25 protein-coding genes are annotated in these 26,478 nt (G+C 58.4%); 13 read left to right on the top strand and 12 right to left on the bottom strand.

Going from position 1 to position 26,478, the window contains the following annotated elements; genetic code table 11:
• The first annotated feature begins 154 nt into the window (after positions 1–154).
• Entirely contained in the window at positions 155–1,453 is a 1,299-nt protein-coding gene (locus BZL43_RS23620; protein WP_095634521.1) for a serine/threonine protein kinase, read from the top strand.
• The gene (locus BZL43_RS23615) at positions 1,446–2,234 is read left to right on the top strand and encodes a VacJ family lipoprotein (protein WP_095634520.1); all 789 of its coding nucleotides are present in this window, start codon (positions 1,446–1,448) and stop codon (positions 2,232–2,234) included. Before BZL43_RS23620 ends, BZL43_RS23615 begins: the two co-directional genes overlap by 8 nt.
• 86 nt (positions 2,235–2,320) lie before the next feature.
• Here the strand turns inward: BZL43_RS23615 and BZL43_RS23610 are convergent, their stop codons facing one another.
• Complete coding sequence (locus BZL43_RS23610) at positions 2,321–2,698, bottom strand: DUF805 domain-containing protein (RefSeq protein ID WP_168185138.1); 378 nt, start codon at positions 2,696–2,698, stop codon at positions 2,321–2,323.
• Between the two features lie 129 nt (positions 2,699–2,827).
• Complete coding sequence (locus tag BZL43_RS23605; RefSeq protein WP_095634518.1) at positions 2,828–3,742, bottom strand: DUF808 domain-containing protein; 915 nt, start codon at positions 3,740–3,742, stop codon at positions 2,828–2,830.
• 134 nt (positions 3,743–3,876) lie between these two features.
• On the opposite strand from BZL43_RS23605, the gene BZL43_RS23600 reads away from it, so the two are divergent.
• A complete protein-coding gene (locus tag BZL43_RS23600) occupies positions 3,877–4,482 on the top strand; it encodes a TetR/AcrR family transcriptional regulator (RefSeq protein ID WP_095634517.1) in 606 nt (201 codons plus the stop codon).
• A gap of 71 nt (positions 4,483–4,553) precedes the next feature.
• Here BZL43_RS23600 and BZL43_RS23595 read toward each other — a convergent pair whose 3' ends face one another.
• The 3 genes from BZL43_RS23595 to kynU form a co-directional block, all read right to left on the bottom strand.
• The gene (locus tag BZL43_RS23595; protein ID WP_095634516.1) at positions 4,554–5,963 is read right to left on the bottom strand and encodes an amino acid permease; all 1,410 of its coding nucleotides are present in this window, start codon (positions 5,961–5,963) and stop codon (positions 4,554–4,556) included.
• 60 nt (positions 5,964–6,023) lie between these two features.
• Positions 6,024–7,337 (bottom strand): OprD family porin, encoded by a 1,314-nt coding sequence (locus tag BZL43_RS23590; RefSeq protein WP_095634515.1) that lies wholly within the window; start codon positions 7,335–7,337, stop codon positions 6,024–6,026.
• A 106-nt stretch (positions 7,338–7,443) separates the two neighbouring features.
• Positions 7,444–8,694, bottom strand: coding sequence for a kynureninase (gene kynU / locus BZL43_RS23585; protein WP_095634514.1), 1,251 nt, complete (start codon positions 8,692–8,694; stop codon positions 7,444–7,446).
• 210 nt (positions 8,695–8,904) lie between these two features.
• Between kynU and BZL43_RS23580 the strand changes: the two genes are divergently transcribed.
• The gene (locus BZL43_RS23580; RefSeq protein WP_095634513.1) at positions 8,905–9,378 is read left to right on the top strand and encodes an Lrp/AsnC family transcriptional regulator; all 474 of its coding nucleotides are present in this window, start codon (positions 8,905–8,907) and stop codon (positions 9,376–9,378) included.
• A 119-nt stretch (positions 9,379–9,497) separates the two neighbouring features.
• Here the strand turns inward: BZL43_RS23580 and BZL43_RS23575 are convergent, their stop codons facing one another.
• The 5 genes from BZL43_RS23575 to BZL43_RS23555 all read right to left on the bottom strand — a co-directional run bounded on the left by BZL43_RS23575 (position 9,498) and on the right by BZL43_RS23555 (position 14,461).
• Positions 9,498–10,511 (bottom strand): helix-turn-helix domain-containing protein, encoded by a 1,014-nt coding sequence (locus BZL43_RS23575; RefSeq protein ID WP_095634512.1) that lies wholly within the window; start codon positions 10,509–10,511, stop codon positions 9,498–9,500.
• Positions 10,512–10,656: 145 nt separating this feature from the next.
• Positions 10,657–12,060 (bottom strand): amino acid permease, encoded by a 1,404-nt coding sequence (locus BZL43_RS23570; protein ID WP_095634511.1) that lies wholly within the window; start codon positions 12,058–12,060, stop codon positions 10,657–10,659.
• Between the two features lie 97 nt (positions 12,061–12,157).
• Entirely contained in the window at positions 12,158–13,012 is an 855-nt protein-coding gene (kynA, locus tag BZL43_RS23565; RefSeq protein ID WP_095634510.1) for a tryptophan 2,3-dioxygenase, read from the bottom strand.
• Positions 13,009–13,674 carry an arylformamidase gene (gene kynB, locus BZL43_RS23560; protein WP_095634509.1) on the bottom strand — a complete coding sequence of 222 codons (666 nt, stop codon included), beginning with the start codon at positions 13,672–13,674 and terminating at the stop codon, positions 13,009–13,011. The genes kynA and kynB overlap by 4 nt, the downstream gene beginning before the upstream one ends.
• Before the next feature lie 346 nt (positions 13,675–14,020).
• Positions 14,021–14,461: a heme-binding protein gene (locus BZL43_RS23555; protein WP_095634508.1), complete on the bottom strand. Its 441-nt coding sequence runs from the start codon at positions 14,459–14,461 to the stop codon at positions 14,021–14,023.
• Positions 14,462–14,727: 266 nt separating this feature from the next.
• On the opposite strand from BZL43_RS23555, the gene gcl reads away from it, so the two are divergent.
• From gcl to BZL43_RS23505, 9 genes are all read left to right on the top strand, one after another.
• Positions 14,728–16,503: a glyoxylate carboligase gene (gene gcl, locus BZL43_RS23550; RefSeq protein WP_095634507.1), complete on the top strand. Its 1,776-nt coding sequence runs from the start codon at positions 14,728–14,730 to the stop codon at positions 16,501–16,503.
• 141 nt (positions 16,504–16,644) lie between these two features.
• Positions 16,645–17,427 carry a hydroxypyruvate isomerase gene (gene hyi / locus BZL43_RS23545; RefSeq protein WP_095634506.1) on the top strand — a complete coding sequence of 261 codons (783 nt, stop codon included), beginning with the start codon at positions 16,645–16,647 and terminating at the stop codon, positions 17,425–17,427.
• Positions 17,428–17,561: 134 nt separating this feature from the next.
• Positions 17,562–18,452, top strand: coding sequence for a 2-hydroxy-3-oxopropionate reductase (locus BZL43_RS23540; RefSeq protein WP_095634505.1), 891 nt, complete (start codon positions 17,562–17,564; stop codon positions 18,450–18,452).
• A gap of 201 nt (positions 18,453–18,653) precedes the next feature.
• Positions 18,654–19,934, top strand: a complete 1,281-nt coding sequence (locus BZL43_RS23535) for a glycerate kinase (protein WP_095634504.1) — start codon at positions 18,654–18,656, stop codon at positions 19,932–19,934.
• Complete coding sequence (gene pyk / locus BZL43_RS23530) at positions 19,924–21,339, top strand: pyruvate kinase (protein ID WP_095634503.1); 1,416 nt, start codon at positions 19,924–19,926, stop codon at positions 21,337–21,339. The genes BZL43_RS23535 and pyk overlap by 11 nt, the downstream gene beginning before the upstream one ends.
• 139 nt (positions 21,340–21,478) lie before the next feature.
• Complete coding sequence (locus tag BZL43_RS23520; RefSeq protein WP_095634501.1) at positions 21,479–22,393, top strand: urea transporter; 915 nt, start codon at positions 21,479–21,481, stop codon at positions 22,391–22,393.
• A gap of 21 nt (positions 22,394–22,414) precedes the next feature.
• A complete protein-coding gene (locus BZL43_RS23515) occupies positions 22,415–23,239 on the top strand; it encodes an ion transporter (RefSeq protein WP_095634500.1) in 825 nt (274 codons plus the stop codon).
• Positions 23,240–23,345: 106 nt separating this feature from the next.
• Entirely contained in the window at positions 23,346–24,344 is a 999-nt protein-coding gene (locus BZL43_RS23510; RefSeq protein WP_095634499.1) for a sulfate ABC transporter substrate-binding protein, read from the top strand.
• A gap of 184 nt (positions 24,345–24,528) precedes the next feature.
• Positions 24,529–25,734: an MFS transporter gene (locus tag BZL43_RS23505; protein ID WP_095634498.1), complete on the top strand. Its 1,206-nt coding sequence runs from the start codon at positions 24,529–24,531 to the stop codon at positions 25,732–25,734.
• A 90-nt stretch (positions 25,735–25,824) separates the two neighbouring features.
• Here BZL43_RS23505 and BZL43_RS23500 read toward each other — a convergent pair whose 3' ends face one another.
• Both BZL43_RS23500 and BZL43_RS23495 read right to left on the bottom strand, forming a co-directional pair.
• On the bottom strand, positions 25,825–26,229 hold the full coding sequence (locus BZL43_RS23500; protein WP_095634497.1) for a type II toxin-antitoxin system HicB family antitoxin: 405 nt from the start codon (positions 26,227–26,229) through the stop codon (positions 25,825–25,827).
• Complete coding sequence (locus tag BZL43_RS23495) at positions 26,229–26,441, bottom strand: type II toxin-antitoxin system HicA family toxin (RefSeq protein WP_095634496.1); 213 nt, start codon at positions 26,439–26,441, stop codon at positions 26,229–26,231. Before BZL43_RS23495 ends, BZL43_RS23500 begins: the two co-directional genes overlap by 1 nt.
• Between the last annotated feature and the right edge of the window lie 37 nt (positions 26,442–26,478).

Here is a 26,478-nt window from a genome sequence, read left to right as displayed (position 1 = left end):
GATAACTGTTCATCGGATGGCTGCAAAGTGTATCGTCCAGCTACCATTGCTCCGAAATCAGGCCTGTTTGGTGCCGACGCATGGCACTTTGACGCACATCCGATGGTCATAGCCTGCGAACTTCATCCGGCACCTTCCTCTAAGGGATCTAGTCATGCTCCGTTCCTTGCGCTGCGCCGCCTTGTTTGGCGGCTTGATTTTAAGTGCGTCCGCCCTGGCGGCCGACATTGATGCCGCCAGTTACGGCTACCCCCTGACCAACCCGTTCGAGGCAACCATCGCCACGACACCGCCGGAGTTACGCCCGGAACTGCCGCTGGACGACGACATCAATCAGGAGGATCGCAGCGTCACGTTGCGCCCCGAGCGTGAGTTCAGCCTGCCGGACAACTTCTGGCCGGTAAAGAAACTCACCTACCGCATCGCCACGCAGGATCAACCCGCACCACTGATTTTCCTGATCTCCGGCACAGGTGCGCGCTATGACAGCACTCTCAATGAGTACCTGAAAAAGCTCTATTACAAGGCCGGCTATCACGTGGTCCAGTTGTCGTCGCCCACCAGCTTCGATTTCATGACCGCCGCCTCGCGCTTCGCCACCCCCGGCGTGACCAAGGAAGATGCCGAAGACATGTATCGGGTGATGCAGGCGGTGCGGGCGCAAAACCCGAAACTGCCGATCACCGAGTATTACCTGAGCGGCTACAGCCTCGGTGCTCTGGATGCGGCTTTTGTGGCGCACCTGGATGAAACCCGCCGCAGTTTCAATTTCAAGAAAGTCTTGCTGCTCAACCCACCGGTCAACCTTTACACCTCGGTCACCAACCTGGACAAGCTGGTACAGACAGAGGTGAAAGGCATCACCAACACCACCACTTTCTATGAACTGGTGCTGGACAAACTGACCCGCTACTTCCAACAGAAGGGTTACATCGACCTCAACGATGCCCTGCTCTATGACTTCCAGCAGTCCAAGCAGCACTTGAGCAACGAGCAGATGGCCATGCTGATTGGCACTTCGTTCCGTTTCTCGGCGGCCGACATCGCCTTCACCTCGGACCTGATCAACCGTCGTGGCCTGATCACGCCACCGAAATACCCGATCACCGAAGGCACCACGCTTACGCCGTTCCTAAAACGCGCACTGCAATGCGACTTCGATTGCTACCTCACCGAACAGGTCATCCCGATGTGGCGCGCCCGCACCGATGGCGGCAGCCTGCTGCAACTGATTGATCAAGTCAGTCTGTATGCACTCAAGGATTATCTGCACGACAGCCCGAAAATCTCCGTCATGCACAATGCCGACGACGTGATTCTCGGCCCTGGCGACCTGGGGTTTCTGCGTCGCACCTTCGGCGACCGTTTGACTGTTTATCCATTGGGCGGCCATTGCGGCAACCTCAACTATCGCGTCAACAGCGATGCCATGCTGGAGTTTTTCCGTGGCTAAATACCTTCTGCTGATCGCAGCGTTACTCTGTGCAGGCGTCGCCAACGCCGACAACAGCAAAGCCAATGCACCTGTGGTGGTCGATAGTGACGGCTTCAAGCAACCGCTGAGCAAACTCAAATTCAACCCGGGGCTGGATCAACGGGAGTTCGAACGTTCGACGCTCAACGCATTGAACGTTTACGACCCGCTGGAAGAGTGGAACCGCCGCGTCTACCACTTCAACTACCGTTTCGATCAATGGGTATTCCTGCCCGTGGTCAACGGCTATCGCTACATTACCCCAAGCTTCCTGCGCACCGGCGTCAGCAACTTCTTCAACAACGTTGGCGATGTGCCAAACCTGATGAACAGCCTGCTGCAATTCAAAGGGCAGCGTTCGATGGAAACCACCGCGCGCCTGTTGCTCAACACCACCATCGGGGTTGCCGGCCTGTGGGATCCGGCTACCGCCATGGGGCTGCCGCGCCAGAGCGAAGACTTCGGTCAGACATTGGGCTTCTATGGCGTACCGGGTGGCGCCTATTTCGTGCTGCCGATCCTCGGTCCATCGAACCTGCGCGACACTGCAGGCCTGGTGGTGGATTACACCGGCGAGTCGGCGATCAACTTCCTGAACGTAGCCGAAGTCAGCTCCAACCATCCGGAAGTCCTGGCACTGCGCACCATCGACAGGCGCTATCAGAACAGCTTCCGCTACGGCCAGCTGAACACACCGTTCGAGTATGAAAAAGTGCGTTACGTATACACCGAATCGCGCAAGCTGCAGGTCGCCGAGTAATTCCAACGGCAACAAAAAAGGCCATTCGATTTGGGTCGAATGGCCTTTTTTTCTTTGTCGCTCATCAGCTACACGTTAAAAAACGATCAAGCATGAACAACCTGCGACTCCAATGGATCCGGGCCGTAGTCATTTTCTCCTTTGGTGCCGCTAGCCGCCAACATGATAAGAAGAACGAACGGTCCAACAAGGGGTACAGCCACCCAGAAGAAATTAACCCCGCTTTTGTTCATGTCGTGATACCTGCGCCAAATCAGCGCTAACCGAGGGCAAGCGGTCAGAACTCCATAGATTGGAAGTATCAGTAAAAAATAGGGTTCTTTGTTCAATTCGGTGGCGAAACCTACTGCGAAAAATAGAACTTGGAAACAAGTTTCCACAAGAAAAAACATCCAGAACTCTTTTCTGCTGGCACGCCCCTTGAACGTTGCATACTTTTTCAATGCGTACAAATACCACTTCATCCCAAAATCCTTTAGCGACCAGAAATCTATTTGGACCATTACCGGCCAAATAGCGGAGCGGATTTTACGAGAGCGCCCAAGAAACTCCTGTAGGAACAGTCTGATAGGGATGTGGGCGCAGAGAGTTTCTTATCTTTTCAGCGTTTTCCAGATTTTGCTCACGAGCATAACCCCAACCAACACCGCCGCACCCGCCACAATCCCGGCCACGGCATTGAGCAACGTCGGCACGATAAACCCGCCACTGCCAGCCCCCGCGCTGACACTCTCGATCCAGTGATGAACCACCGGCACGCCATGGGTCAGAATCCCGCCGCCGACCAAAAACATCGCCGCGGTGCCGATCACCGACAGGCTTTTCATCATGTACGGTGCCGCACGCAGAATTCCGCCGCCGATGCTTTTGGCCATTTGCCCGGGCTTGAGGGCCAGCCACTGACCGAGGTCGTCGAGTTTGACGATGCCGGCCACCAGGCCGTAGACGCCGATGGTCATGACGATGGCGATGCCCGAGAGCACGATCACTTGCTGGGTCAGCGAAGCGTCAGCCACGGTGCCCAGGGTGATGGCAATGATTTCTGCCGAGAGAATGAAGTCGGTACGGATCGCGCCCTTGATCTTGTCCTTTTCGAATGCCACCAGATCGACCGCCGGGTTGGCCACAGCCTCGACCAGTTCTGCGTGTTCGGCCTGATCTTCAGCTTTGCTGTGGAGGAATTTGTGGGCGAGTTTCTCGAAGCCTTCAAAGCACAGGTAAGCGCCACCGACCATCAACAACGGCGTGACCAGCCACGGAATGAACGCACTGATGGCCAAGGCCGAGGGCACCAGGATCAGTTTGTTGAGGAACGAACCCTTGGCCACCGCCCACACCACCGGGATTTCCCGTTCGGCACGCACGCCGGAAACCTGCTGGGCGTTGAGCGCCAGATCGTCGCCAAGCACGCCGGCGGTCTTCTTCGCGGCCATTTTGGTCATCAACGCCACATCGTCCAGTACGGTGGCGATGTCGTCGATCAGCACCAGCAAACTGCTTCCCGCCATGAATCAGGTTTCCTTCTTGAATGAATGGTGCGCAGCATAGCGCGACCCGAGGCCAGACGGGGCATTCTTGAGCGCCGCGCGAGGCCGGTGCTACCATGCGCAACCGCCAGAACAGGCAAGGAACTCCTTGGTTTATGAGCACCATCCGCGAGCGCAACAAAGAACTGATCCTGCGTGCCGCCAGTGAAGAATTTGCCGACAAGGGCTTCGCTGCGACCAAAACCAGTGACATCGCGGCCAAGGCCGGGCTCCCCAAGCCTAACGTCTACTATTACTTCAAATCCAAGGAAAATCTCTACCGCGAGGTTCTGGAAAGCATCATCGAGCCCATCCTGCAGGCCTCGACGCCATTCAACGCCGATGGCGTGCCCAGCGAAGTGCTGAGCGGCTACATTCGCTCGAAAATCCGCATCTCCCGTGACCTGCCCTTCGCCTCCAAAGTGTTCGCCAGCGAAATCATGCACGGCGCCCCGCACCTGAGCCCCGACCTGGTCGAGCAGCTCAACGGCCAGGCCCGGCACAACATCGACTGCATCCAGACCTGGATCGACCGCGGCCAGATCGCCCCCATCGACCCCAACCACCTGATGTTCAGCATCTGGGCCGGGACCCAGACCTACGCCGACTTTGACTGGCAGATCACTGCGGTTACCGGCAAGGCCAAACTGGATGAGGCCGACTATGAAGCGGCGGCGCAGACGATTATCCGGTTGGTGCTTAAGGGGTGTGAGTTGGACTGATAGCGGCCCAGGATCAATGCCGACTCGGCAGTCTATGAAAACTGCCGGTCGGGATTGCATGTTTGCGCCCTCTAAACCTTCGGCAGCGGATTCAACGCCACGGCTGCCCTGGGTTTTCTGAAGAAGATCCAGTAGACAACCGTGAGGATCAGCAGGAAAGGCACACCGAATACCAAGGTCATTTTGAAGGCATCGGTGAAGTAGGTGGTGATCATCACCGCGCCCATCAGCAGCAGCCCCAATAGCGTGGTGTACGGGAACAGGCGCATGCGGAAAGACAGTTTCCGTTCGCCGTTGCGCTCGTGGTAGCGACGGAAGCAGTAGTGGGTCAGGAAGATCATGAACCAGGTGAAGATCGCGCCGAACATCGAGATCGCCATCATCAAGGTGAAGGAGCTTTCCGGGTACAGCACATTGAGCAACGTTGCCAGGGCAATGCCCGAGCTCGACAGCAACAAGGCATTCAGCGGGATCCCGGTCTTACTCAACAACCCCATGGACTTGGGTGCGTAACCGCCGCGGGACAGGCTGAACATCATTCGGGTGGTGATGTAGAGCTGACTGTTCATCGCCGACAACGCCGCAATCAGGATCACGAAGTTCATCACGCCAGTTGCGCCGGGAATACCGATGGTCTGCATGACGGTGACGAACGGGCTCTGCGCTTGACCGGCCTGGACCCACGGTACAATCGCCAACATCAGGGCCAGGGTCAGCAGGTAGAACACCACCAGCCGCACGATGGTCGCGCGAAAGGCCTTCTTCACCGCCCGCTCCGGGTCCTGCGCCTCGCCGGCAGCCACTGCGATCATTTCCACGCTCAGATAACTGAAGATAGAGACGATCACCGCAATCCACATCCCTTGCAGACCATTGGGAAAAAAGCCGCCGTGGGCGGTGTAATTGTGCACGCCGTAATCCGCGTTGCCGGAACCGAACACCACATACACCGCGAGGATGATGAAGCCGACAATCGCACCGATCTTGATGGTCGAGAACCAGTACTCGAAGGTGCCGAAGGTTTTCACGCTGATGGCGTTGAGCACGATCAACATGCTCGAGAACGAAACAATCCAGATCCATTCAGGCACGTTGGCGAACCAGTACTTCATGTACATCGCCACCGCCGTCACTTCCGTGCCCACTGCCAGCACAATCGCCGCCCAATAGGCATAGCGCACCAGGAACCCGGCCAATGGGCTGACATAGAATTCGGCATAGGCGCCGAACGAGCCGGAGGTCGAATGGGCCACCGTCATTTCCGCCAGACAGCCCATCAACAGCAGGGTGATGATCGCGCCAATGGCGTAGCTGAGCAGCACGCTCGGCCCTGCATAACCAATGGCGTAGGCACTGCCCATGAACAGCCCGGTGCCAATCGCACCGCCAATAGCGATCATGCTCATTTGACCCGAGGTGAGCTGGCGCCTGAGGCCCTGCTCACGCTTGGAGATGTTTTCAAAACCGGCGTTATCGGTCATTTTTCTGTCCTCTGAATATTGTCTTTCTTGAAGAGAGCAAATCTTTTGGGGGTTACCGGATTAGAAAATATTCAGCGGATACTCGACGATCACCCGGACTTCATTGTTGTCGGTGGTGTCCGCTCGGGCGACCTGGCCGGTGGAGCGCACACTGGCCTGACGCACACGTATCGACAGGTCCTTGGCCTTGCCCTCCTGCACCACGTAGCGCGCTTCAAGGTCGCGCTCCCAGCGCTTGCCGTCACTGCCGTAACGTCCATAGGCAGCATTGGGGCCGCCGTCGTAGTGGCTGTCGTCAATATGGTCACCGCTCACATAGCGCGACATGAAGCTCAGGCCCGGCACGCCGAAAGGCGCCATGTCCAGGTCATAACGCAGCTGCCAGGAGCGTTCATTGGGCGCGTTGAAATCGAGGATCTGTACCGAGTTAGCAAGGAATATCGAGGTGCCCGGCTGCTGATCGAAGCCGAGATAATCGAACGGTTCATTGCCATCGACCCGTTGGTAAGCCAGGGTCAAGCGGTGCGCACCCACCTTATAAGCGGCGGCCAGCGACCAGGTGGTGTTGTCGATCTTGCCGGCCAGGCTCTGGCCAGAGTCGTTGGTGCGATAGAGGTTGAAATCCAGGTTCAGTGACTGGCTTTCGCTCAGGGCATAGCTGTAGTTGGCGTTGGCGTAGTACTGCCGCCAGATATCAGCGAACTGCGAACCGTACAGGCTGACGCTCAATTGATCGCTCAGGGCATAACTGCCGCCCAGATAATCGACGCTACGGGTTTCCATCCCGGCATACAGCGCCTTGAGGGCGCCATCGTCGTTGGTCGAAGCACTGTCATTGCCCGAGGTGAAGTGCCCGACATCGAGTTGCAGTCCTTTCAACTCGCTGCTGGTCAGCTGGAAACCATTGGCGTAGGTCGTGAACAGGCGCGCCGAGCCGGTGCCGAACACCGGGTTGAGCGGTGTCAAGTTGCCGTATTTGAGTTCGGTCTTCGAGATCCGCGCCTTGAGTGCACCACCCGCTTCGGAATACTCATCCTCGGCGCGCCCATCGGAATCGACCGGCAATAATCCGGTGCCGGTACGGCCCCTGCCGCTATCGAGCTTGAGCCCCAACTGCGCGTAGGCGTCGACTCCCAAGCCCACAGTGCCCTGGGTATAGCCGGAACGGTAATCAAGCATGATCCCGTGGGCCCACTCCTCCCGATAGTTCTGACCACCCGGATTGTTGAGATTGTTGCGGTAGAAATAGAAATTGCGATTGGTCAGGGTCAGGCTGCTGTCTCCAACGAATCCATTGTCGGGTGCGGCATAGGCCACTTGGCCGAGACAGCTGGTAACGGCGAGCGGCAAGGCGGGCCAAAGGGACTGTTTCATTCTGCGTGTTCCTTATTATTGTGTTTTCACAGAAGTGCTTATCGGAGGTGACCGAAGCCCTGCTGCCGGGAAATTCGCGGCAGCAAGACAAAGGCGTCGAGGGGTATCAGGTGACGCTGTGGCGGATCTGGAATTGCTCTTGCGCCCAGGTTTTCTGATCGAGAATCTCGCCGAGGATCTGCACCGCATCCCAGACCTCGGTGAAGCTGGTGTACAGCGGGGTGAAGCCGAACCGCATGATCCGCGGCTCGCGGTAATCGCCGATCACGCCACGGGCTATCAAGGCTTGGATCACCGCATACCCCTGGGGATGTTCGAAGCTGACATGGCTGCCACGTTTGGCGTGTTCGCGTGGAGTGACCAATGTCAGTTCGTGAGCGGCGCAGCGCTGCTCGACCAACTGGATGAACAGGTCCGTCAGCGCCAGGGACTTGCTGCGCAGGCTGGCCATGTCGGTCTGGGCGAAGACATCCAGACCACACTCGACCATCGCCAATGAAGTGATGGGTTGGGTGCCGCACAAATAGCGGGCGATTCCGCTGCGCGGCTGGTAATGCGACTCCATGGCGAACTGCCGCGAATGACCGAACCAGCCGGACAGCGGTTGCGCCACCAGATCGCACAGCTCAGGGGAAACCCAGACGAAAGCTTGCGAGCCCGGACCGCCATTGAGGTATTTGTAGGTGCAACCGATGGCGTAGTCGGCACGCGCCTGATGCAGGTCGACCGGCACCGCCCCGGCGGAATGCGCCAGGTCCCAGATGGCCAGCGCGCCACATTCATGGGTCAGCGCGGTCAGGGCCTGCATGTCGTGCATGTAGCCGGTCTTGTAGTTGACGTGGGTGAGCATGACCACCGCGGTGTCCTGGTCAATCACTTGCGGCAGCTCTTGCGGGCTGTCGACCAGACGCAGGGTGTAGCCCTGCTGCAGCATGTCCGCCAGACCTTCGGCGATGTACAGGTCTGTCGGGAAGTTGCTGGTCTCGGTGACGATCACCCGCCGCGTCGGCGCTCGCGTGGCCTGCACGCGCAGGGCGGCGCTGAGCACCTTGAACAGGTTGATCGAGGTGGTGTCGGTCACCACCACTTCGCCGTCACCGGCGCCAATCAGCCCTGCCAGTCGATTGCCCAGACGTTCAGGCAGGTCGCGCCAGCCAGCGATGTTCCAACTGCGGATCAGGCCATTGCCCCATTCCTCGGCGATCACCGCTTGAGCACGCGCCAGCGCTGCGACCGGGCGCGCGCCCAGGGAGTTGCCGTCGAGATAGATCACGCCTTCAGGGAGCGCAAACTGCTGACGCAGAGGGGCCAGAGCATCCTGCGCATCAAGCGCCAGACAATCGTTTCTTGTAGTCATTGGGTGTCCTGCTTTTTTGAAAGAAGTGCCGTCCGGGCAGATCGCGATAGTCGGGTGTGAGTGTCGTGTGTCAGGCGTTATTTAGGCCTTCACGGTGAAGAGATAATGAACGAAGCTTTAGAGAATTTTCGTGCAAAGTAAGTGGCCATCTAGTATTTACTTCGAAGAAAATTCGAATCTCTCTCCAAATATCGCGGATTTATTCTAGCCATGACTCTCGACTCGACAGACCTGCGGATCTTGCACCTTTTGCAACGGGACGGCCGTATCAGCAATCACGAAATGGCAGAGAAGGTCGCACTGTCACCGTCGGCCTGTTTGCGCCGTTTACGCCTGCTGGAAAGTGAAGGAATCATCACTGGCTATCGCGCGATGCTGAACGCAGAGAAGCTGGGAGTCGAACTGGAAGCCATCGTCCATGTGTCATTGCGACAGGACGTGGAGGACTGGCACGAGACCTTCATCAAGAAGGTCCAGTTGTGGCCGGAAGTGGTCACCGCCTACGTGATTACCGGGGCGAGCAACTATGTGCTGCGTGTCCAGGCGCGTAACGTCAAACACTTCTCCGACTTCATCGTCAACCAACTGAACCGAACAGCGGGGGTGACGGATATCCGCTCGGAAATCGTGTTGCAGAAAATCAAGGAGCGGGAGACGTTGCTTGATTTGGTGGTGCGTAAGTGAGCGCCAATTAATGGATATCGGCCAGGTGATGAATTGTGGCGAGGGCGCTTGCTCCCTCGCCACAAATAGCGCTTCATCAGGCTGTTGCAGGTCTGATTCAATCCTGGATGCCGGGATATTCAGACCCCGCGCATGCGCCGGGCTTCGTTACGCTGCAAGGTCATGCTGGGGGACTCGTCGAATAACTTACGGTATTCGGCAGAAAAACGTCCCAGATGTGTAAAGCCCCAGCCCATGGCGATCGCGGAAATATTGCGCACCGAGTCGTGTTCGAGGATTTCCTGGCGCACAGCGTTCAACCGGTACTTTTTCAGGTAAACCATCGGCGACAGGGCGAAGTACTTCTTGAACGCCTCCAACAGCTTGAAACGCGAGACCCCGGCTGCGACCTCGATATCCTCCAAGTGCAAGGCTTCGCGAGCATTGTCGTGAATGTATTGTTTGGCTCTGATCAGGTAGTGCGGCAGTTTCACGCCGAGCACGTTGCGCAATTCTTCGGAGTAGTTGTTCGGCTGGGCGAGGATCAAGCCTTTGATCAATGAGCTTTCGATGTCCCGAGTGAAGGCCACCTGTTTGTACAATTCATTGCTGTGTTCCAGCTCCGCGATGAAATAGCGCGCCATGCGCCACCACGAGGCCGACGCGCCGTCTACCGCATCCATCACCGGTTCGAAACGCAGCGGCATATCCAGCGGTCGCTGCAGCATGCTTTCCAGCGACACTCTCATGGCGGCGCGGGTGATCACCACCTGGACTTTGCGACAGTCGCCGGAGATCGCCAGCATCTGGTTCTCGTTCGGGGAAATGATCACCCCTTGATCGCGGTTGGATTTCACCACGCTGCCGTTCTTGCTCAGCTCCTGCTCGCCCACCAAAGGCAAACTCAGGCTGTAACTGCTGAAATGCTCGGCGTCTTCGATATCGATGGTGACATCGGTGCCGTATGAGAGCGTGCCCAGAGTCGTGGCCATCGACTTGAACACATTGGCGCTGTGATGAAAGCGGACCCGCTCTGGCGTCGAAGTCTGGAGGCGGTGCGGCCCGCAGATACCAGACATCCAGTTCCTTGCACCCTCGAGGTCATAGTGATCGATACGAATGTCTCGAAACTGCGGATCAGCGTTGCTACTCATTACGGCGCACCCACGGCAATATTTTTCAGCGCGTTCTGATGGCGCGTATCAGGCTTGAAAATAGCAAGTCCCACGCCACAACACGGCTGTATCCGTTTAAAAGCCCCGTCACTCATTGAGTGTCGGGGCTTTTATCGGGAGAAGGCTATTGAACAACCGACAAGGCCCGATCCTTGGCCATACGCATCCGGTAAAAACCGAAGATGATCAACACCCACACCGGTATGGCGAAGACTGAAGCGCGTATCCCTGGAATCATCAGCATGACGCAGACGATCATGGCCATGAAGGCCAGGCACAGGTAATTGCTGTAGGGGAACCAAAACGCCTTGAAACCCGGCACGATGCCTCGCTGGCCCATGATTTTGCGAAATTTCAGGTGCGTCAGGCTGATCATCGCCCAGTTGATCATCAGCGATGCGACCACCAGTGCAAAGAGCAACTCAAGCGCTTCATGCGGGGCGAGGTAGTTAACCAGCACGGAAAGCATGGTGATCAACGCAGATACGCCCAGCGCCAGTAGAGGCACGCCCTGTTTGTTCAGTTTCATCAGCGCCTTGGGCGCGTCGCCCTGTTCGGCCAGGCCATAAAGCATGCGGCTGTTGCAGTAGACGCCACTGTTATAGACAGAAAGCGCCGCAGTGAGCACCACGAAATTGAGGATGTGCGCTGCGGTGTCGCTGCCGATCAAGGAGAAAATCTGCACGAACGGGCTGCCGCTATAGGCATCGCCCGAAGCGCCCAGTGTCTGTAGCAGTTGATCCCACGGATACAGTGACAGCAACACGGTGAGTGCGCCTACGTAAAAAATCAGCACGCGATAAACCACCTGGTTGATCGCCTTGGGAATCACCTTACCCGGCTCGCTGGCTTCAGCGGCGGTGATGCCAACCAGCTCAAGACCGCCAAAGGAGAACATGATGAACGCCATGGACATCAGCAAGCCAGTGGTGCCGTTGGGAAAGAAGCCGCCGTGACTCCACAGATTGCTGACCGAGGCCTGCGGGCCGCCCGTTCCGCTGAACAACATGTAGCACCCCAGGGCGATCATGCCAATGATCGCTACGACCTTGATGATTGCGAACCAGAACTCCATCTCGCCGAAGACTTTGACGTTCATCATATTGATCAAATTGACCAGGACGAAGAACACCGCCGCGCTGACCCAGGAGGGGACTTCCGGCCACCAGAACTGCACGTACTTGCCGACAGCCGTCAACTCAGCCATGCCCACCAGCACATACAGCACCCAATAGTTCCAGCCGGACAGAAAGCCGGCATAGCCGCCCCAGTACTTGTGGGCAAAATGACTGAAGGAGCCAGCCACCGGTTCCTCGACAATCATCTCGCCCAGCTGGCGCATGATCAGAAAGGCGATGAAGCCGGCAATCGCATAGCCGAGGATCATCGACGGCCCGGCCGATTTGAGTACTCCGGCAGAGCCTAGAAACAACCCGGTACCTATCGCTCCGCCCAAGGCGATCAGCTGAATATGACGATTTTTCAGCCCTCGCTTGAGCTCGCCTTGTCGCAAGATTTCATCCGCCATCTGGTTACCTTCTAATTGTTATGGTCAGGCATGGTTTGAATGCGTCAATTTATTCAATTGCCGCTCGGTCTAAGCGTTCAGACATTACTCTCGGTAATTAGAGCGTTGAGCGCACTCGCCACAACTCCGGGAACAGCACGGTATCGAGCATCTTGCGCAGATAACCGACACCTTCTGTGCCGCCGGTCCCTGGTTGAAAGCCGATGATCCGCTCAACCGTGGTCACATGCCGGAAGCGCCATTGACGGAAAGAATCCTCAAGGTCGATGAGTTTCTCCGCCAGCTGATAGAGATCCCAATAACGCGAAGGGTCGGTATAGACCTCGCGCCAGGCTGCTTCGACCGACGCGTCATGCGCCGTCGGACTGGTCGGATCACGCTCGAAACGCTGTGGGTCGATGGTCAAGCCTGTGCTGACCATCAAGCGAATCGCCTCGTCATACAGCGACGGTGTGGCGATCGCCTTTTCAAGCGCCTGCAACAGTTCCGGCCGATGCGCATGGGGGCGCAACAGGGTCGCGCTTTTGTTGCCCAGAATGAATTCGATCTCGCGGTACTGGAACGACTGAAAGCCCGAAGACTGCCCCAGAAAGGGCCGTATCGCGTGGTACTCGGTGGGTGTCATGGTGGCTAGCACCGTCCAGGCATGCACCAGCTGATCAAAAATCCGCGAGACCCGCGCCAGCATCTTGAAAGCGGGCGGCAACTCTCCCAGTCGAATGTGTTCACGGGCGGCTTTGAGCTCGTGCAGCATCAGCTTCATCCACAGCTCTGACGTCTGATGCTGGATGATGAACAGCATCTCGTTATGGTCCGGAGATAACGGGTGCTGTGCGCTGAGAATGCGCCCCAGATCCAGGTAGTCGCCGTAGCTCATGGAGTCGGAAAAATTCAGCTCGGCGTTATGCCATTCCCCAGTCTGGTTTGGATGTGAATAGGGGCATTGGTTCATTGAGTCGGCTCCTCAAGTTGCGATTTATTCAGTGGACGTAAAATTGCCCTGACCGGACTGGCGTCCAGATGGGCAAAACGCAGCGGCAGCGCAATCAATTCATAGTCCCCTTCCGGGACGTCATCGAGCACGATGCCCTCGAGGATGGCCATGCCATGTCGGGCTACGGCATTGTGCGAATCCATGGTTTTGGATTGCTGAGGATCCAGCGACGGCGTATCGATACCGATCAAGCGCACACCGAGGCTCGCCAGCAGGTTGACGGTTTCTTTGGCGACTGCGGTGAAATCCGGATCCCAGGAGCTCAACGGTGCTTGTCGCCAAGTGCGCAGCAGCACCCGTTCAGGCAGGTCTTGCAAGCGACCTTCAAGCTGCTCGGGGTATACCAGCCGGCCGCTATTCAGGCAATGCAGCACACGGCAAGGCCCCATATAGACATCGAGTGACACATCGCCAATGGCCGCACCATCAGCGCTGTAATGCAACGGCGCGTCGACATGGGCACCCGTGTGGGGCGACAGGGTGATACGCCCGACATTCACTGGACACTCTGGTCCGAACGTCCAAACGCGCTCTTCCTGAAAAGGTGTGTCACCCGGCCAGGTAGGTGTAGCGGTGCTCAAAGGCGGGCTGATATCCCACCAAGACAGTGTTGTTTTCATTGCAAAGCTCTCGGCCTGTTCCGAGAGAATGATACGAGTGATACCTGTGAATATTCTTGCGAAAATCTTCGGCGACGCCCAAATGTTTCGCACAAAATTCTAAAAATCTGGAATTTACCGGATGGAAATTTCAACGAAAAAAGCAGGCAGCTAAAAAGCTGTTTTCATCCGCAAGGCATTGCGCAAATGCAGGCCGACCGCTGCATTTCTGGATGCCCTGGGCGAAAGTATGGAGGACAGTAGTTCGCGAATGGCTGCGCGAAATGGCGCAGACTTTTAGCTGCATGAGTCTGGGAAATTGCTTTCGCGAGCAAGCTCGCGAAAGCGGTAAATTAGACGCCGAAGATCAACCAACCACCCCCGCATCCGCCCTCAATCCCACCCCCTCGATCGCCCTGATCGCACACTGTTCATCCACATCAGACAAGTCACCGCTGATGCCCACCGCTCCCAACACAGTCCCGTCTTGCTCCCGAATCAACACGCCGCCCGGCACCGGCACGACACTGCCCTGCCCCAGGCTATTCAGCGCGGCGAAGAACGCCGGGCGCTGTTGGGCGTCCTGGGCCAGCAGGCGTGAGCCCTTACCTAAGGCGATCGCGCCCCAGGCTTTGCCGATGGCGATTTGCGGGCGCAGCAGGCTGGCGCCGTCTTCGCGTTGCAGCGTTATCAGGTGCCCGCCGGCATCCAGTACTGCAACGGTCAATGGCGCGGCAGAGATTGCACGGCCTGCGGTGATGGCTTGGCTGGCCAGGTTAACTGCGACGTTCAAGGTTAAAGCGCTCATGGTGCCGTCCTCATTTTGTTATTGGGAAAGCCGTTGGATTGCTTTCTGTTGCGCAATCCGATGCGACAAATAGAACACAATGAGTTATTTTTTTGTATACAATAATTTTCGAAAAGCACCACATGCGACGAAAAGCCACACTGCTTTAGGCTTCCGACGAATGAAACAGCTGCTTGATAAAATGGATTGACCTGCGCCGTCCGCCGTGAATACACTCTGCGCAAAGCCACTTGTATACAATTACAAAACGTAAGAGGCACAAAACAATGAGCAAAATGAGAGCAATCGAAGCCGCCGTTCTGGTGATGCGCCGTGAAGGGGTGGATACCGCTTTTGGCATCCCGGGCGCCGCGATCAACCCGCTGTACTCCGCCTTGCAGAAGGTCGGTGGCATCGATCACGTCCTCGCTCGCCACGTTGAAGGCGCCTCGCACATGGCCGAGGGCTACACCCGCACCAAAGCCGGCAACATCGGCGTGTGCATCGGCACCTCCGGCCCGGCCGGCACCGACATGGTCACCGGGCTCTACAGCGCCTCGGCCGACTCGATCCCGATCTTGTGCATCACCGGCCAGGCACCGCGGGCCCGGATGCACAAGGAAGACTTCCAGGCCGTCGACATCACCAGCATCGTCAAGCCGGTCACCAAGTGGTCGACCACCGTCATGGAACCGGGCCAGGTGCCTTACGCGTTTCAGAAAGCCTTCTATGAAATGCGCTCCGGTCGTCCTGGCCCAGTGCTGATCGACCTGCCGTTCGACGTGCAGATGGCCGAAATCGAATTCGACATCGACGCCTATCAGCCACTGCCCTTGGCCAAGCCGAGCGCGACCCGCGTTCAAGTTGAAAAAGCCCTGACCATGCTCGACCAGGCTGAGCGCCCGTTGCTGGTGGCCGGTGGTGGCATCATCAATGCCGACGCCAGCGAATTGCTGGTGGAGTTCGCCGAGCTGACCGGTATTCCAGTGATCCCGACCCTGATGGGCTGGGGCACCATCCCGGACGATCACCCGCTGATGGTGGGCATGGTCGGTCTGCAAACCTCGCACCGCTACGGCAACGCCACGATGCTGAAGTCGGACGTGGTACTGGGCGTCGGTAACCGCTGGGCCAACCGTCACACCGGTTCGGTCGATGTTTACACCGAAGGCCGCAAATTCATTCATGTAGACATCGAACCGACCCAGATCGGTCGCGTGTTCACGCCAGACCTGGGCATCGTGTCCGACGCCGCAGCCGCGTTGATCGTGTTCATCGAAGTCGCCCGCGAATGGCAAGCCGCCGGCAAACTGAAAAACCGCAGCGCCTGGTTGCAAGACTGCCAGCAACGCAAAGCCAGCCTGCAGCGCAAGACGCACTTCGACAACGTGCCGGTCAAGCCGCAGCGGGTTTACGAAGAAATGAACCAGGTGTTTGGCAAGGACACCTGCTACGTCAGCACCATCGGTCTGTCGCAGATTGCCGGCGCGCAGTTCCTGCACGTGTACAAACCGCGTCACTGGATCAACTGCGGTCAGGCCGGTCCCTTGGGCTGGACCATTCCGGCGGCGCTCGGTGTGGTCAAGGCTGATCCGACCCGCAAGGTGGTGGCGCTTTCGGGCGACTACGACTTCCAGTTCATGATCGAAGAACTGGCGGTGGGCGCGCAGTTCAAGTTGCCATACATCCACGTGGTCGTGAACAACTCGTACCTGGGGCTGATCCGTCAGGCTCAGCGCGGTTTCGACATGGACTACTGCGTGCAGTTGTCTTTCGACAACCTCAACGCTCCGGAACTCAACGGCTACGGTGTCGACCACGTCGCGGTCGCTGAAGGCCTGGGTTGCAAGGCGCTGCGGGTGTTCGAACCGGCTCAGATCCAGCCTGCCCTGCGCAAGGCTCAGGAACTGATCGAAGAGTTCAAAGTGCCGGTGATCGTCGAAATCATTCTGGAGCGCGTGACCAACATTTCCATGGGCACCGAGATCAACGCCGTCAACGAATTCGAAGACCTGGCGCTGGTCGGCAACGATGCGCCGACGGCGATTTCGCTGCTCGATTAAGAACCTGACACCTGTAGCAGCTGCCGAGGTACGAGGCTGCGTTGCGTGTCCGCAGGACCGCCGTGGGGGGCCGCTTCGCGACCCAACGCAGCCTCGTGCCTCGGCAGCTGCTACAGGGATTTATATTTACGGGAGACCACCATGCCGCGTTTCGCAGCCAACCTGTCCATGCTGTTCACCGAGCAGGATTTTCTTGCCCGGTTCGACGCTGCCGCCAAGGCCGGCTTCAGTGGTGTCGAATACTTGTTTCCCTACGATTTCAGCTCCGCCGAAATCAAGGCCAAGCTCGATGCCAATGGCTTGACCCAGGTACTGTTCAACCTGCCAGCCGGTGACTGGGCCAAGGGCGAGCGCGGAATTGCGTGCTTGCCGGATCGGGTCGAAGAATTCCGCGCCGGTGTCGATCTGGCCATCGCTTACGCCAAAGTGCTGGGCAATACCCAGATCAACTGCCTGGCCGGTATTCGTCCACAAGGCGTCGACGATGCCACGGTGGAAAAGACCTTCGTCGCCAACCTCAAGTACGCAGCCGACAAGCTGCAAGCGGCGGGCATCAAACTGGTGATGGAAGCGATCAATACCCGGGACATCCCCGGCTTCTATCTGAACAACACGGCGCAAGCCCTGTCGATTCGCGAACAGGTCGGCAGCACCAACCTGTTCCTGCAATACGACATCTATCACATGCAAATCATGGAGGGCGACCTGGCCCGCACCATGGCTGCGCATTTGGACGAGATCAACCACATCCAGTTGGCCGACAACCCAGGGCGCAACGAACCAGGCACCGGTGAAATCAATTACCGCTTCCTGTTCGAATACCTGGACCGCATTGGTTATCAGGGTTGGGTTGGCTGCGAGTACAAGCCGCTGACCACCACTGAAGCGGGCCTGGGCTGGCTTAAAACCCATAACGCGATTTGATCTGACACCGCGTTATCGTTCTTCGCGGGCAAGCCTCGCTCCTACGGGGGCCAGAATTGTCTTGCCCGCGAAGGCGTCCTCGCTGTCACCCCACGAATTTGCGAACAGAGCAATAAAAACAAGAGGATTTTCTCATGGCTAAAATCGGATTTATCGGCACCGGCATCATGGGCCACCCAATGGCGTTGAACCTGCAGAAAGCCGGTCACAGCCTGTTCCTGTCGGCGCACCACGACCCGGCGCCTGCCGACCTGGTGGCCGCTGGCGCCATCGCCCTGGCGAACCCGAAAGAAGTAGCCCAGGAAGCCGAGTTCATCATCGTCATGGTCCCGGATACTCCGCAGGTCGATGACGTGCTGTTCCGTGCCGATGGCGTTGCGGCTGGCGTGAGCAAGGGCAAAGTGGTGATCGACATGAGTTCGATCTCGCCGACCGCTACTAAAGCTTTCGCTGCCAAGATCAACGAGAAAGGCGCACAGTACCTTGACGCGCCGGTGTCCGGCGGTGAAGTCGGCGCCAAGGCGGCGACCCTGAGCATCATGGTCGGTGGCGATGCCGAGGCGTTCGAACGCGCCCTGCCGCTGTTCCAGGCCATGGGCAAGAACATCACGCTGGTGGGCGGTAATGGCGACGGTCAAACCGCGAAAGTGGCGAACCAGATCATCGTCGCGCTGAACATCCAGGCCGTGGCCGAAGCGCTGCTGTTCGCCTCGAAAAACGGTGCTGATCCGGCCAAGGTGCGCGAAGCGCTGATGGGCGGTTTCGCGTCGTCGAAGATTCTTGAAGTGCACGGCGAACGCATGATCAAGGGCACCTTCGATCCGGGCTTCCGCATCAGCCTGCACCAGAAGGACCTCAACCTGGCCCTGGCCGGCGCTCGCGAATTGGGCATCAACCTGCCGAACACCGCCAATACCCAACAAGTGTTCAGCACCTGCGCGGCCATTGGTGGCAGCAACTGGGACCATTCGGCGCTGATCAAAGGCCTGGAACACATGGCGAATTTCTCGATTCGCGATAAATAACACCATCACCCGCCCCTGTAGGAACGAGGCTGTGGCGAGGGGGCTTGCCCCCGTTTGAGTGCGCAGCACTCACAAGATCTTTGGTGCATCAGAGATTTTGGGGCTGCTTCGCAACCCAACGGGGGCAAGCCCCCTCGCCACAGATTCGCTCCCACAGGGAACCGAGTCGCCCTCCAATAACAAGAATTCCGGGAGCCCGCCATGTCGGCTGATCCGCAACAACTGCTGCGCGAGCTGTTTGCCACAGCCATCGACGCGGCCCATCCGCAGCACGTCCTCGAAGCGCATTTGCCCAAAGATCGCAGCGGTCGGGTGATCGTCATCGGCGCCGGTAAAGCCGCAGCGGCCATGGCCCAGGTGGTCGAGCGCTGCTGGCAGGGCGAAGTGTCCGGCCTGGTGGTGACTCGTTACGGTCACGGCGCCCCGTGCGAAAAAATCGAAGTGGTCGAAGCCGCGCACCCGGTGCCGGATGCGGCGGGTTTGGCTGTGGCGAAACGGGTGCTGGAACTGGTCAGCGACCTGAGCGAAGACGACCGCGTGATCTTTCTGCTTTCGGGTGGTGGCTCTGCCCTCCTCGCCTTACCCGCAGCCGGCATCACCCTGGCCGACAAACAATCGATCAACAAAGCCCTGCTCAAATCCGGCGCGACCATCGGCGAGATGAATTGCGTGCGCAAGCACCTCTCGGCCATCAAGGGCGGTCGTCTGGGCAAAGCCTGCTGGCCGGCCACGGTTTATACCTATGCGATTTCCGATGTGCCGGGCGATCTTGCGACGGTCATTGCCTCCGGCCCCACCGTGGCCGATCCGAGCACCTCGGCTGAAGCGCTGGCGATCCTCAAGCGTTATGGCATCGACGTCCCGGCCTCAGTGCGTAACTGGCTGCAAAGCCCGGAATCGGAAACGGTCAAACCCGGCGATCCGAGCCTGGCCCGCAGTCATTTCCAGTTGATCGCACGCCCACAGCAATCGCTGGAAGCGGCAGCGGTGAAAGCCCGCCAAGCCGGTTTCAGTCCGTTGATTCTCGGCGACCTGGAAGGTGAATCCCGGGACGTGGCAAAAGTCCACGCCGGCATTGCGCGGCAGATCGTCCAGCACGGCCAGCCGCTGGCAGCGCCGTGCGTGATTCTGTCCGGCGGCGAAACAACCGTCACCGTGCGCGGCAATGGCCGTGGCGGGCGCAACGCCGAATTTCTGCTGAGCCTGACCGACAGCCTCAAAGGCCTGCCCGGCGTCTACGCCCTGGCGGGTGACACCGACGGCATCGACGGCTCCGAAGACAATGCCGGCGCCATCATGACCCCGGACAGTTACGCCCGCGCCACCGCCCTCGGCCTCGCTGCCTGCGATGAACTGGACAACAACAATGGCTATGGCTATTTCGCCGCGCTTGAGTCGCTGATCGTCACTGAGCCGACCCGCACCAACGTCAACGATTTCCGCGCCATTCTGATTCTCGAGAGCCCTGAACATGACGCCTGATAAAAAGGTCAAAATCCTCGCCACCCTTGGCCCTGCCATTCATGGAATCGACGACATCCGTGAACTGGTGCAGGCCGGGGTCAATATCTTTCGCTTGAACTTCAGCCACGGTGATCACGCCGACCATGCCCAGCGCTATCAATGGATTCGTGAAGTCGAGCGCCAGCTGAATTACCCGCTGGGGATTCTGATGGACCTGCAAGGCCCGAAATTGCGGGTCGGCAAATTCGCCCAAGGCAAAGTGCAGTTGCATCGCGGTCAGGCCTTGCGTCTGGACCTGGACCCGACGCCGGGCGACGAGCGCAGGGTCAACTTGCCTCACCCGGAAATCATTGCAGCCTTGGAACCAGGCATGGACTTGCTGCTGGACGACGGCAAGCTGCGCCTGCGGGTGATGACCAAATATGCCGACGCCATCGACACCACGGTGCTCAATGGTGGCGAGCTGTCGGATCGCAAAGGGGTCAACGTGCCGCAAGCGGTGCTGGATCTGAGCCCATTGACTGCCAAGGATCGTCGCGACTTGAGCTTCGGACTGGAGCTGGGGGTGGATTGGGTCGCGCTGTCGTTCGTGCAACGCCCGCAAGACATTCGCGAAGCCCGCGCACTGATCGGCGACAAGGCGTTTTTGATGGCGAAGATCGAGAAGCCATCGGCCGTGACTCAACTGCGGGAAATCGCTGAGTTGAGCGATGCGATCATGGTCGCTCGCGGTGACCTGGGCGTGGAAGTGCCGGCCGAAAGCGTGCCGCAAATCCAGAAAAACATCATCAGCACCTGCCGCCAACTCGGCAAACCGGTGGTGGTGGCGACGCAGATGCTGGAGTCGATGCGCTTCTCCCCGGCCCCGACCCGCGCCGAAGTCACCGACGTCGCCAACGCAGTGGCCGAAGGCGCGGATGCGGTGATGCTGTCGGCGGAAACCGCGTCCGGCGAGTACCCGCTGGAAGCTGTGCAGATGATGAGCAAGATCATCCGTCAGGTGGAAAACGGCCCGGACTATCAGGCCCAACTGGACGTGAGCCGACCGAAAGCCGAGGCCACGGTGTCGGACGCGATCAGCTGCGCCATCCGCCGCATCAGCAACGTGCTGCCGGTGGCGGTACTGGTGAATTACAGCGAGTCCGGCACATCGAGCCTGCGGGCGGCGCGGGAACGCCCGACTGTGCCGATTCTCAACCTGACACCAAATCTGCAAACCGCGCGACGCTTGACGGTGGCGTGGGGCGTGCACTCGGTGGTCAATGATCGGCTGCGCCAGGTGGATGAAGTGTGCTCGACAGCGCTGGAGATTGCGCAGGCACAGGGCATGGCTCAACGCGGCGATACGTTGTTGATTACTGCGGGTGTGCCGTTTGGGCAGCCGGGGTCGACCAATTCGTTGCGTATCGAAACCCTGATTTAACCCCTACACGATGATCGTTCCCACGCTCTGCGTGAGAGTGCAGCCCGGGACGCTCTGCGTCCCAAGAGCAGACGCAGAGCGTCCATTGAGGCATTCCCACGCAGAGCGTGGGAACGATCCGTACTGAACGACCCTTAACATGCCTGCCCACCACTTCAACACCCACTGCCCCGACTGGGCCACTGCCCTGCTCAATGGCTTCAGCCAAATCTTTCTCCAGCGTCATCCGCTGTGCGGGCTGCTGTGTCTGTTGGCAATTATGTTCTGCGCCCCGGCCCAGCTCGGCGGTGCGTTGCTGGGAGGAATCGCCGGGTTGCTCACCGCGCAGCGTCGCGGTTACACAAAGGCTGATCGCCAGGCCGGGCTGTTCAGTTACAACGGTATTCTGCTCGGTCTGCTGCTGAGCCTTTATTTCCGGTGGTCAGCATTATTGCCGCCGCTGATCATTGCCGCTGGCGGCCTGAGTGCGATGCTCACCCAGCAATGGCTCAAGCGTTCGCGCGCTCATGATTGCCTTCCCGCCTACACCGCGCCCTTCGTCGGGATAAGCTGGTTGCTGCTGTCGTTTGCCGCGCCCCAGCAACCCGCGCCGCTGATCGAAATGACCACACTCAATGTGCTCGCCGCGTCATTAAAAGGGTTGGGGCAGGTGCTGTTTCTCGGTCATCCGCTGGCCGGCGCCCTGATTGCTACGGGTTTGCTGGTCGCTGACCGTCGTGCCTTCCTGTGGGCGTTGTTCGGCTCCGCCACCGGCCTCGGTTTCGCCCTTGTGCATCACGAAACAGCAACCGCGCTGCTGGGATTGAGCGGTTACAACGCCGTGCTCGCCGCCCTGGCTTTCAGCCAAAATCGCCGCCAGCCTTGGCTGCCATTGTTGGGAATCCTGCTGGCGGTGTTGCTCACGCCGGGGTTCGCCGCACTGGGGCTGGCGACACTGACGGCGCCCTTCATCCTTGCCTGCTGGCTGATTCGCGCAGGCATTCGGGTGTTGCATCAGGCCGCCAGGGACAGCGCGCCTTGCGCAACCGGGGAGAATCAACCTAGGCTTCGTTGATTCCTGGCTCAGGCGTTCTCCATGGACAGCAATAAAAACTGGCGTGAAGACCTTTACGTCATCATTTTCCAATCCGATACCCCCGCCGGTCGCCGCTTCGACAGCATTCTGCTGCTGATCATCCTGGCAAGCCTGGTGATCGTGGTTCTGGACAGTATCGACAGCATCCACCAGAACTACGCCGACATACTGGCGTACATCGAATGGGGCTTCACCGTCGTTTTCGCCATCGAATACGCTCTGCGCCTGTATTGCTCGCCCAAGCCGCTGCGCTATGCATTCAGCTTCTATGGGTTGGTGGACTTGCTGGCGATCGTGCCCGGCATTCTTGCGCTGTATTACACCGATGCGCAGTACCTGCTGATTATCCGGATCATTCGGATGCTGCGGATTTTCCGCGTGCTCAAGCTCAGCCCGTACCTGAAACAAGCCAACTATTTGATGACCGCGTTGCAGGGCAGCAAGCAGAAGATCGTGGTATTTCTGCTCAGCGTCAGCACCCTGGTGACGGTATTCGGCACGCTGATGTACGTGATCGAAGGCCCGGAACACGGCTTCACCAGCATCCCCAAAGGCATCTATTGGGCCATCGTCACACTGACCACCGTGGGCTTCGGCGATATCGTGCCCAAGACGCCGCTGGGTCAGGTGGTTTCGTCGCTGGTGATGATCACCGGTTACTCGATCATCGCCGTGCCCACAGGCATCTTTACCGCGGAACTGGCCAACGCCATGCGCGGCGAACAACTGCAACACGATTGCCCGACTTGCAAAAAAAACAGCCACGAACACGGCGCCGCATTTTGCTCGCGTTGCGGCAATGCACTGTTCAAAAAACTGGAATAAGCAAAGTGCTTTTTAATCTTTAAAGGACTATGCGAGCCCGGCTATAGTCGCGGGCAAATTGCCAACTCTTTTCATAGAACATGTTTGATAAAACAAGGAATGCGCAGTGAAAAAACTCTTTGGCGCCTCACTTCTGGCCGCTGGCCTGGCCCTGGGCAGCGTGGCACAGGCTGCACCGACCCTGCTTAACGTTTCCTACGACGTGATGCGAGATTTCTACAAGGACTACAACGCTGCCTTCCAGAAACACTGGCAAGCCGAGCATAACGAAAAAATCACGGTGCAAATGTCCTTCGGCGGCTCCAGCAAACAGGCGCGTTCAGTGATCGATGGTCTGCCGGCTGACGTCATCACCATGAACATGGCCACCGATATCAATGCCCTGGCGGACAACGGCAAACTGGTCCCGGACAACTGGGTCACGCGCCTGCCGAACAACAGCGCGCCGTTCACATCGGCCACCGTGTTCATCGTGCGCAAAGGCAACCCGAAAGCCCTGAAAGACTGGCCGGACCTGCTCAAGGACGGCGTACAAGTGATCGTCCCCAACCCGAAAACCTCGGGCAACGGCCGCTACACCTACCTCTCGGCCTGGGGCTATGTACTGAAAAACGGCGGCGACGAAAACAAGGCCAAGGCCTTCGTCGGCAAACTGTTCAAACAAGCGCCAGTGCTGGATACCGGCGGCCGTGCGGCGACTACCACGTTCATGACCAACCAGATCGGCGACGTGCTGGTGACCTTCGAAAACGAAGCGGAGATGATTGCGCGTGAGTTTGGTCGTGATCAGTTTGAAGTGATTTACCCCAGTGTTTCCGCTGAGGCAGAACCGCCGGTGTCCGTGGTCGACAAAGTGGTCGAGAAAAAAGGCACTCGCGCTGCAGCCGAGGAATACCTGAAGTACCTGTGGTCGCCGGAAGGTCAGGAGATTGCGGCGGCCAACTACCTGCGTCCGCGTGATCCGGCGGTATTGGCCAAGTACACCGATCGCTTCCCGAAAGTTGATTTCCTTTCGGTGGAGAAGACCTTTGGTGACTGGCGCACTGTGCAGAAAACCCACTTCAATGATGGTGGGGTTTTTGATCAGATTTACAGCGGTCAGTAATTCCTGAGGCCCATGAAAAGGCGACCTTCATAGGTCGCCTTTTTTGTGGGAGCTTGAAGACCCAATGACCGGTCTCTTTCAATCATTCTTCAGAGGCATGATGACTATCATCCTGTACCCTCTTCCGCCGCTCTAGCCAGCCCATTAGCCTCTGCGCACTTCTTCTTGTTCAACGAGACCCGTTATGAATCCAACGACTCAGGCGCCCGTCAGTGCCGCGACAATGACCCCGGGGATGGTGTTGCTCTTTGCCTTCTGTTGCGGCGCCATCGTGGCCAACATCTACTACGCCCAGCCAATCATCGGCCTGATCGCGCCGGACATCGGCCTGACCGACACCATGGCCAGCCTGATCGTTTCGCTGACGCAGATTGGTTATGCGTTGGGTCTGTTTTTCCTGGTGCCATTGGGTGATCTGCTGGAAAACCGCCGCTTGATGATCATCACCACCGTGGTGGCGATTGCCAGTTTGCTGGGCGCGGCGTTCACCGATCAGCCGAACGTGTTTCTGCTCATCTCGTTGCTGGTGGGGTTCAGCTCGGTGTCGGTGCAGATCCTGATTCCACTGGCCGCCCATCTGGCGCCCGAAGAATCGCGCGGTCGCGTGGTCGGCGGCATCATGGGTGGTCTGTTGCTGGGGATTCTGCTGGCTCGACCGGTATCCAGCGTAATAGCCGACCACTTCGGCTGGCGTGCGATGTTCATCATCGCTGCGGTATTGATGGCGGCCATCAGCATGGTGCTGGCCCTGACCATTCCCAAGCGCCAGCCTGATCACAGCGCTTCTTATGGTCAGTTGTTGGGTTCGCTCTGGACGCTGTTGCGCCAGCAGCCCGTGTTGCGTCAGCGTGCGTTTTACCAAGCCTGCATGTTCGCCACCTTCAGCCTGTTCTGGACTGCAGTGCCGCTGGAACTGTCGCGCAATCATGGCTTGTCGCAAACCCAGATCGCGATCTTCGCCCTGGTCGGCGCCATCGGCGCGATTGCCGCCCCCATCGCCGGTCGACTGGCAGACGCCGGCCATACCCGCATCGCCTCGCTGCTGGCCTTGCTGTTCGCCAGCCTGAGCTTCCTGCCCGCCTTCATCCACCCGGTCTACAGCGTTATCGGCCTGGCCGTGACAGGGGTGGTGCTGGATTTCTGCGTGCAAATGAACATGGTCCTCGGCCAACGAGCGGTCTACGCCCTCGACGCCAAGAGCCGCGGCCGTCTGAATGCGCTGTACATGACCAGCATCTTCATCGGCGGCGCGTTTGGTTCTTCGGTGGCCAGCGCGGTGTATGAGCATGGCGGCTGGCTGTGGATCGTGATTGTGGGTAGCGCGTTTGCGTTGTTGGCGTTGTTGCGGTTTTTGAGCGTTTCGCCGAGGCGTTCGTTGGCAACGGCTTAGGACGCTAAAAGCTTCGCGGGCAAGCCTCGCTCCTACATTGAGGGGTAATGGTTTGAGGCTTGCCCGCGAAGGCGATTCGACTGATACCACTCAATGCCGAACCAGCTTCTCCATCGCCGCATCCGCGAGAAAGGAGGAGCGGCTTTTGACATTGTGCTCTCGCACATAGCGGTCAATGCGCTGGATCACGTAGCCAGGCAGCGTCACGTTGACCTTCTCGGTCTTGCCCAGATACGGCGAGATGTCGAGTTCCAGCATTCCCCACCCCATGCCGGCAAATTCCGGGTTCACGCGGTGCGTAGCCGCTGAGGTCGGCATCGGAATGGACTCCCCGCCTGCCATAACCTCCTGCAGCATGATGTGGGCAATTTCGACCGCCGCGTTGTAAGCCTCTTCAAACGTATCCCCGGCCGTTACGGCACCCGGAATATCGGGGATCTGAATACCGATGGCGGTGTTCTCGTCGCCCCACTCGATACAGATTGGGTATTGCATTATGGATCTCCTGCCAAACTGGCTCCCGGGCAATAAAGCCCGGCTCGCCTCCTGATACTTTTAACCGTCCCGACCGGCAAATCCTTCTTCGGATGAGGGACGGGTATCGTGTAAGGGTTGTAACGGTGAGTGAAGAGGTGATGACTGCCGGTGACACGGTCCAGTGTCCAGCCCGCTTCTATCAGTTCCTTGATCAATAACCTGCTCTGCACCACCAGCCTCCTTGCTCCGGCCTGACAAAAAATAACC

Source organism: Pseudomonas sp. PICF141, assembly GCF_002286815.1.
In the GTDB taxonomy this organism is placed as follows: domain Bacteria; phylum Pseudomonadota; class Gammaproteobacteria; order Pseudomonadales; family Pseudomonadaceae; genus Aquipseudomonas.
The sequence above is the reverse complement of the archived record's forward strand: the minus strand, read 5'-3'. Positions and strand labels throughout refer to the sequence as shown.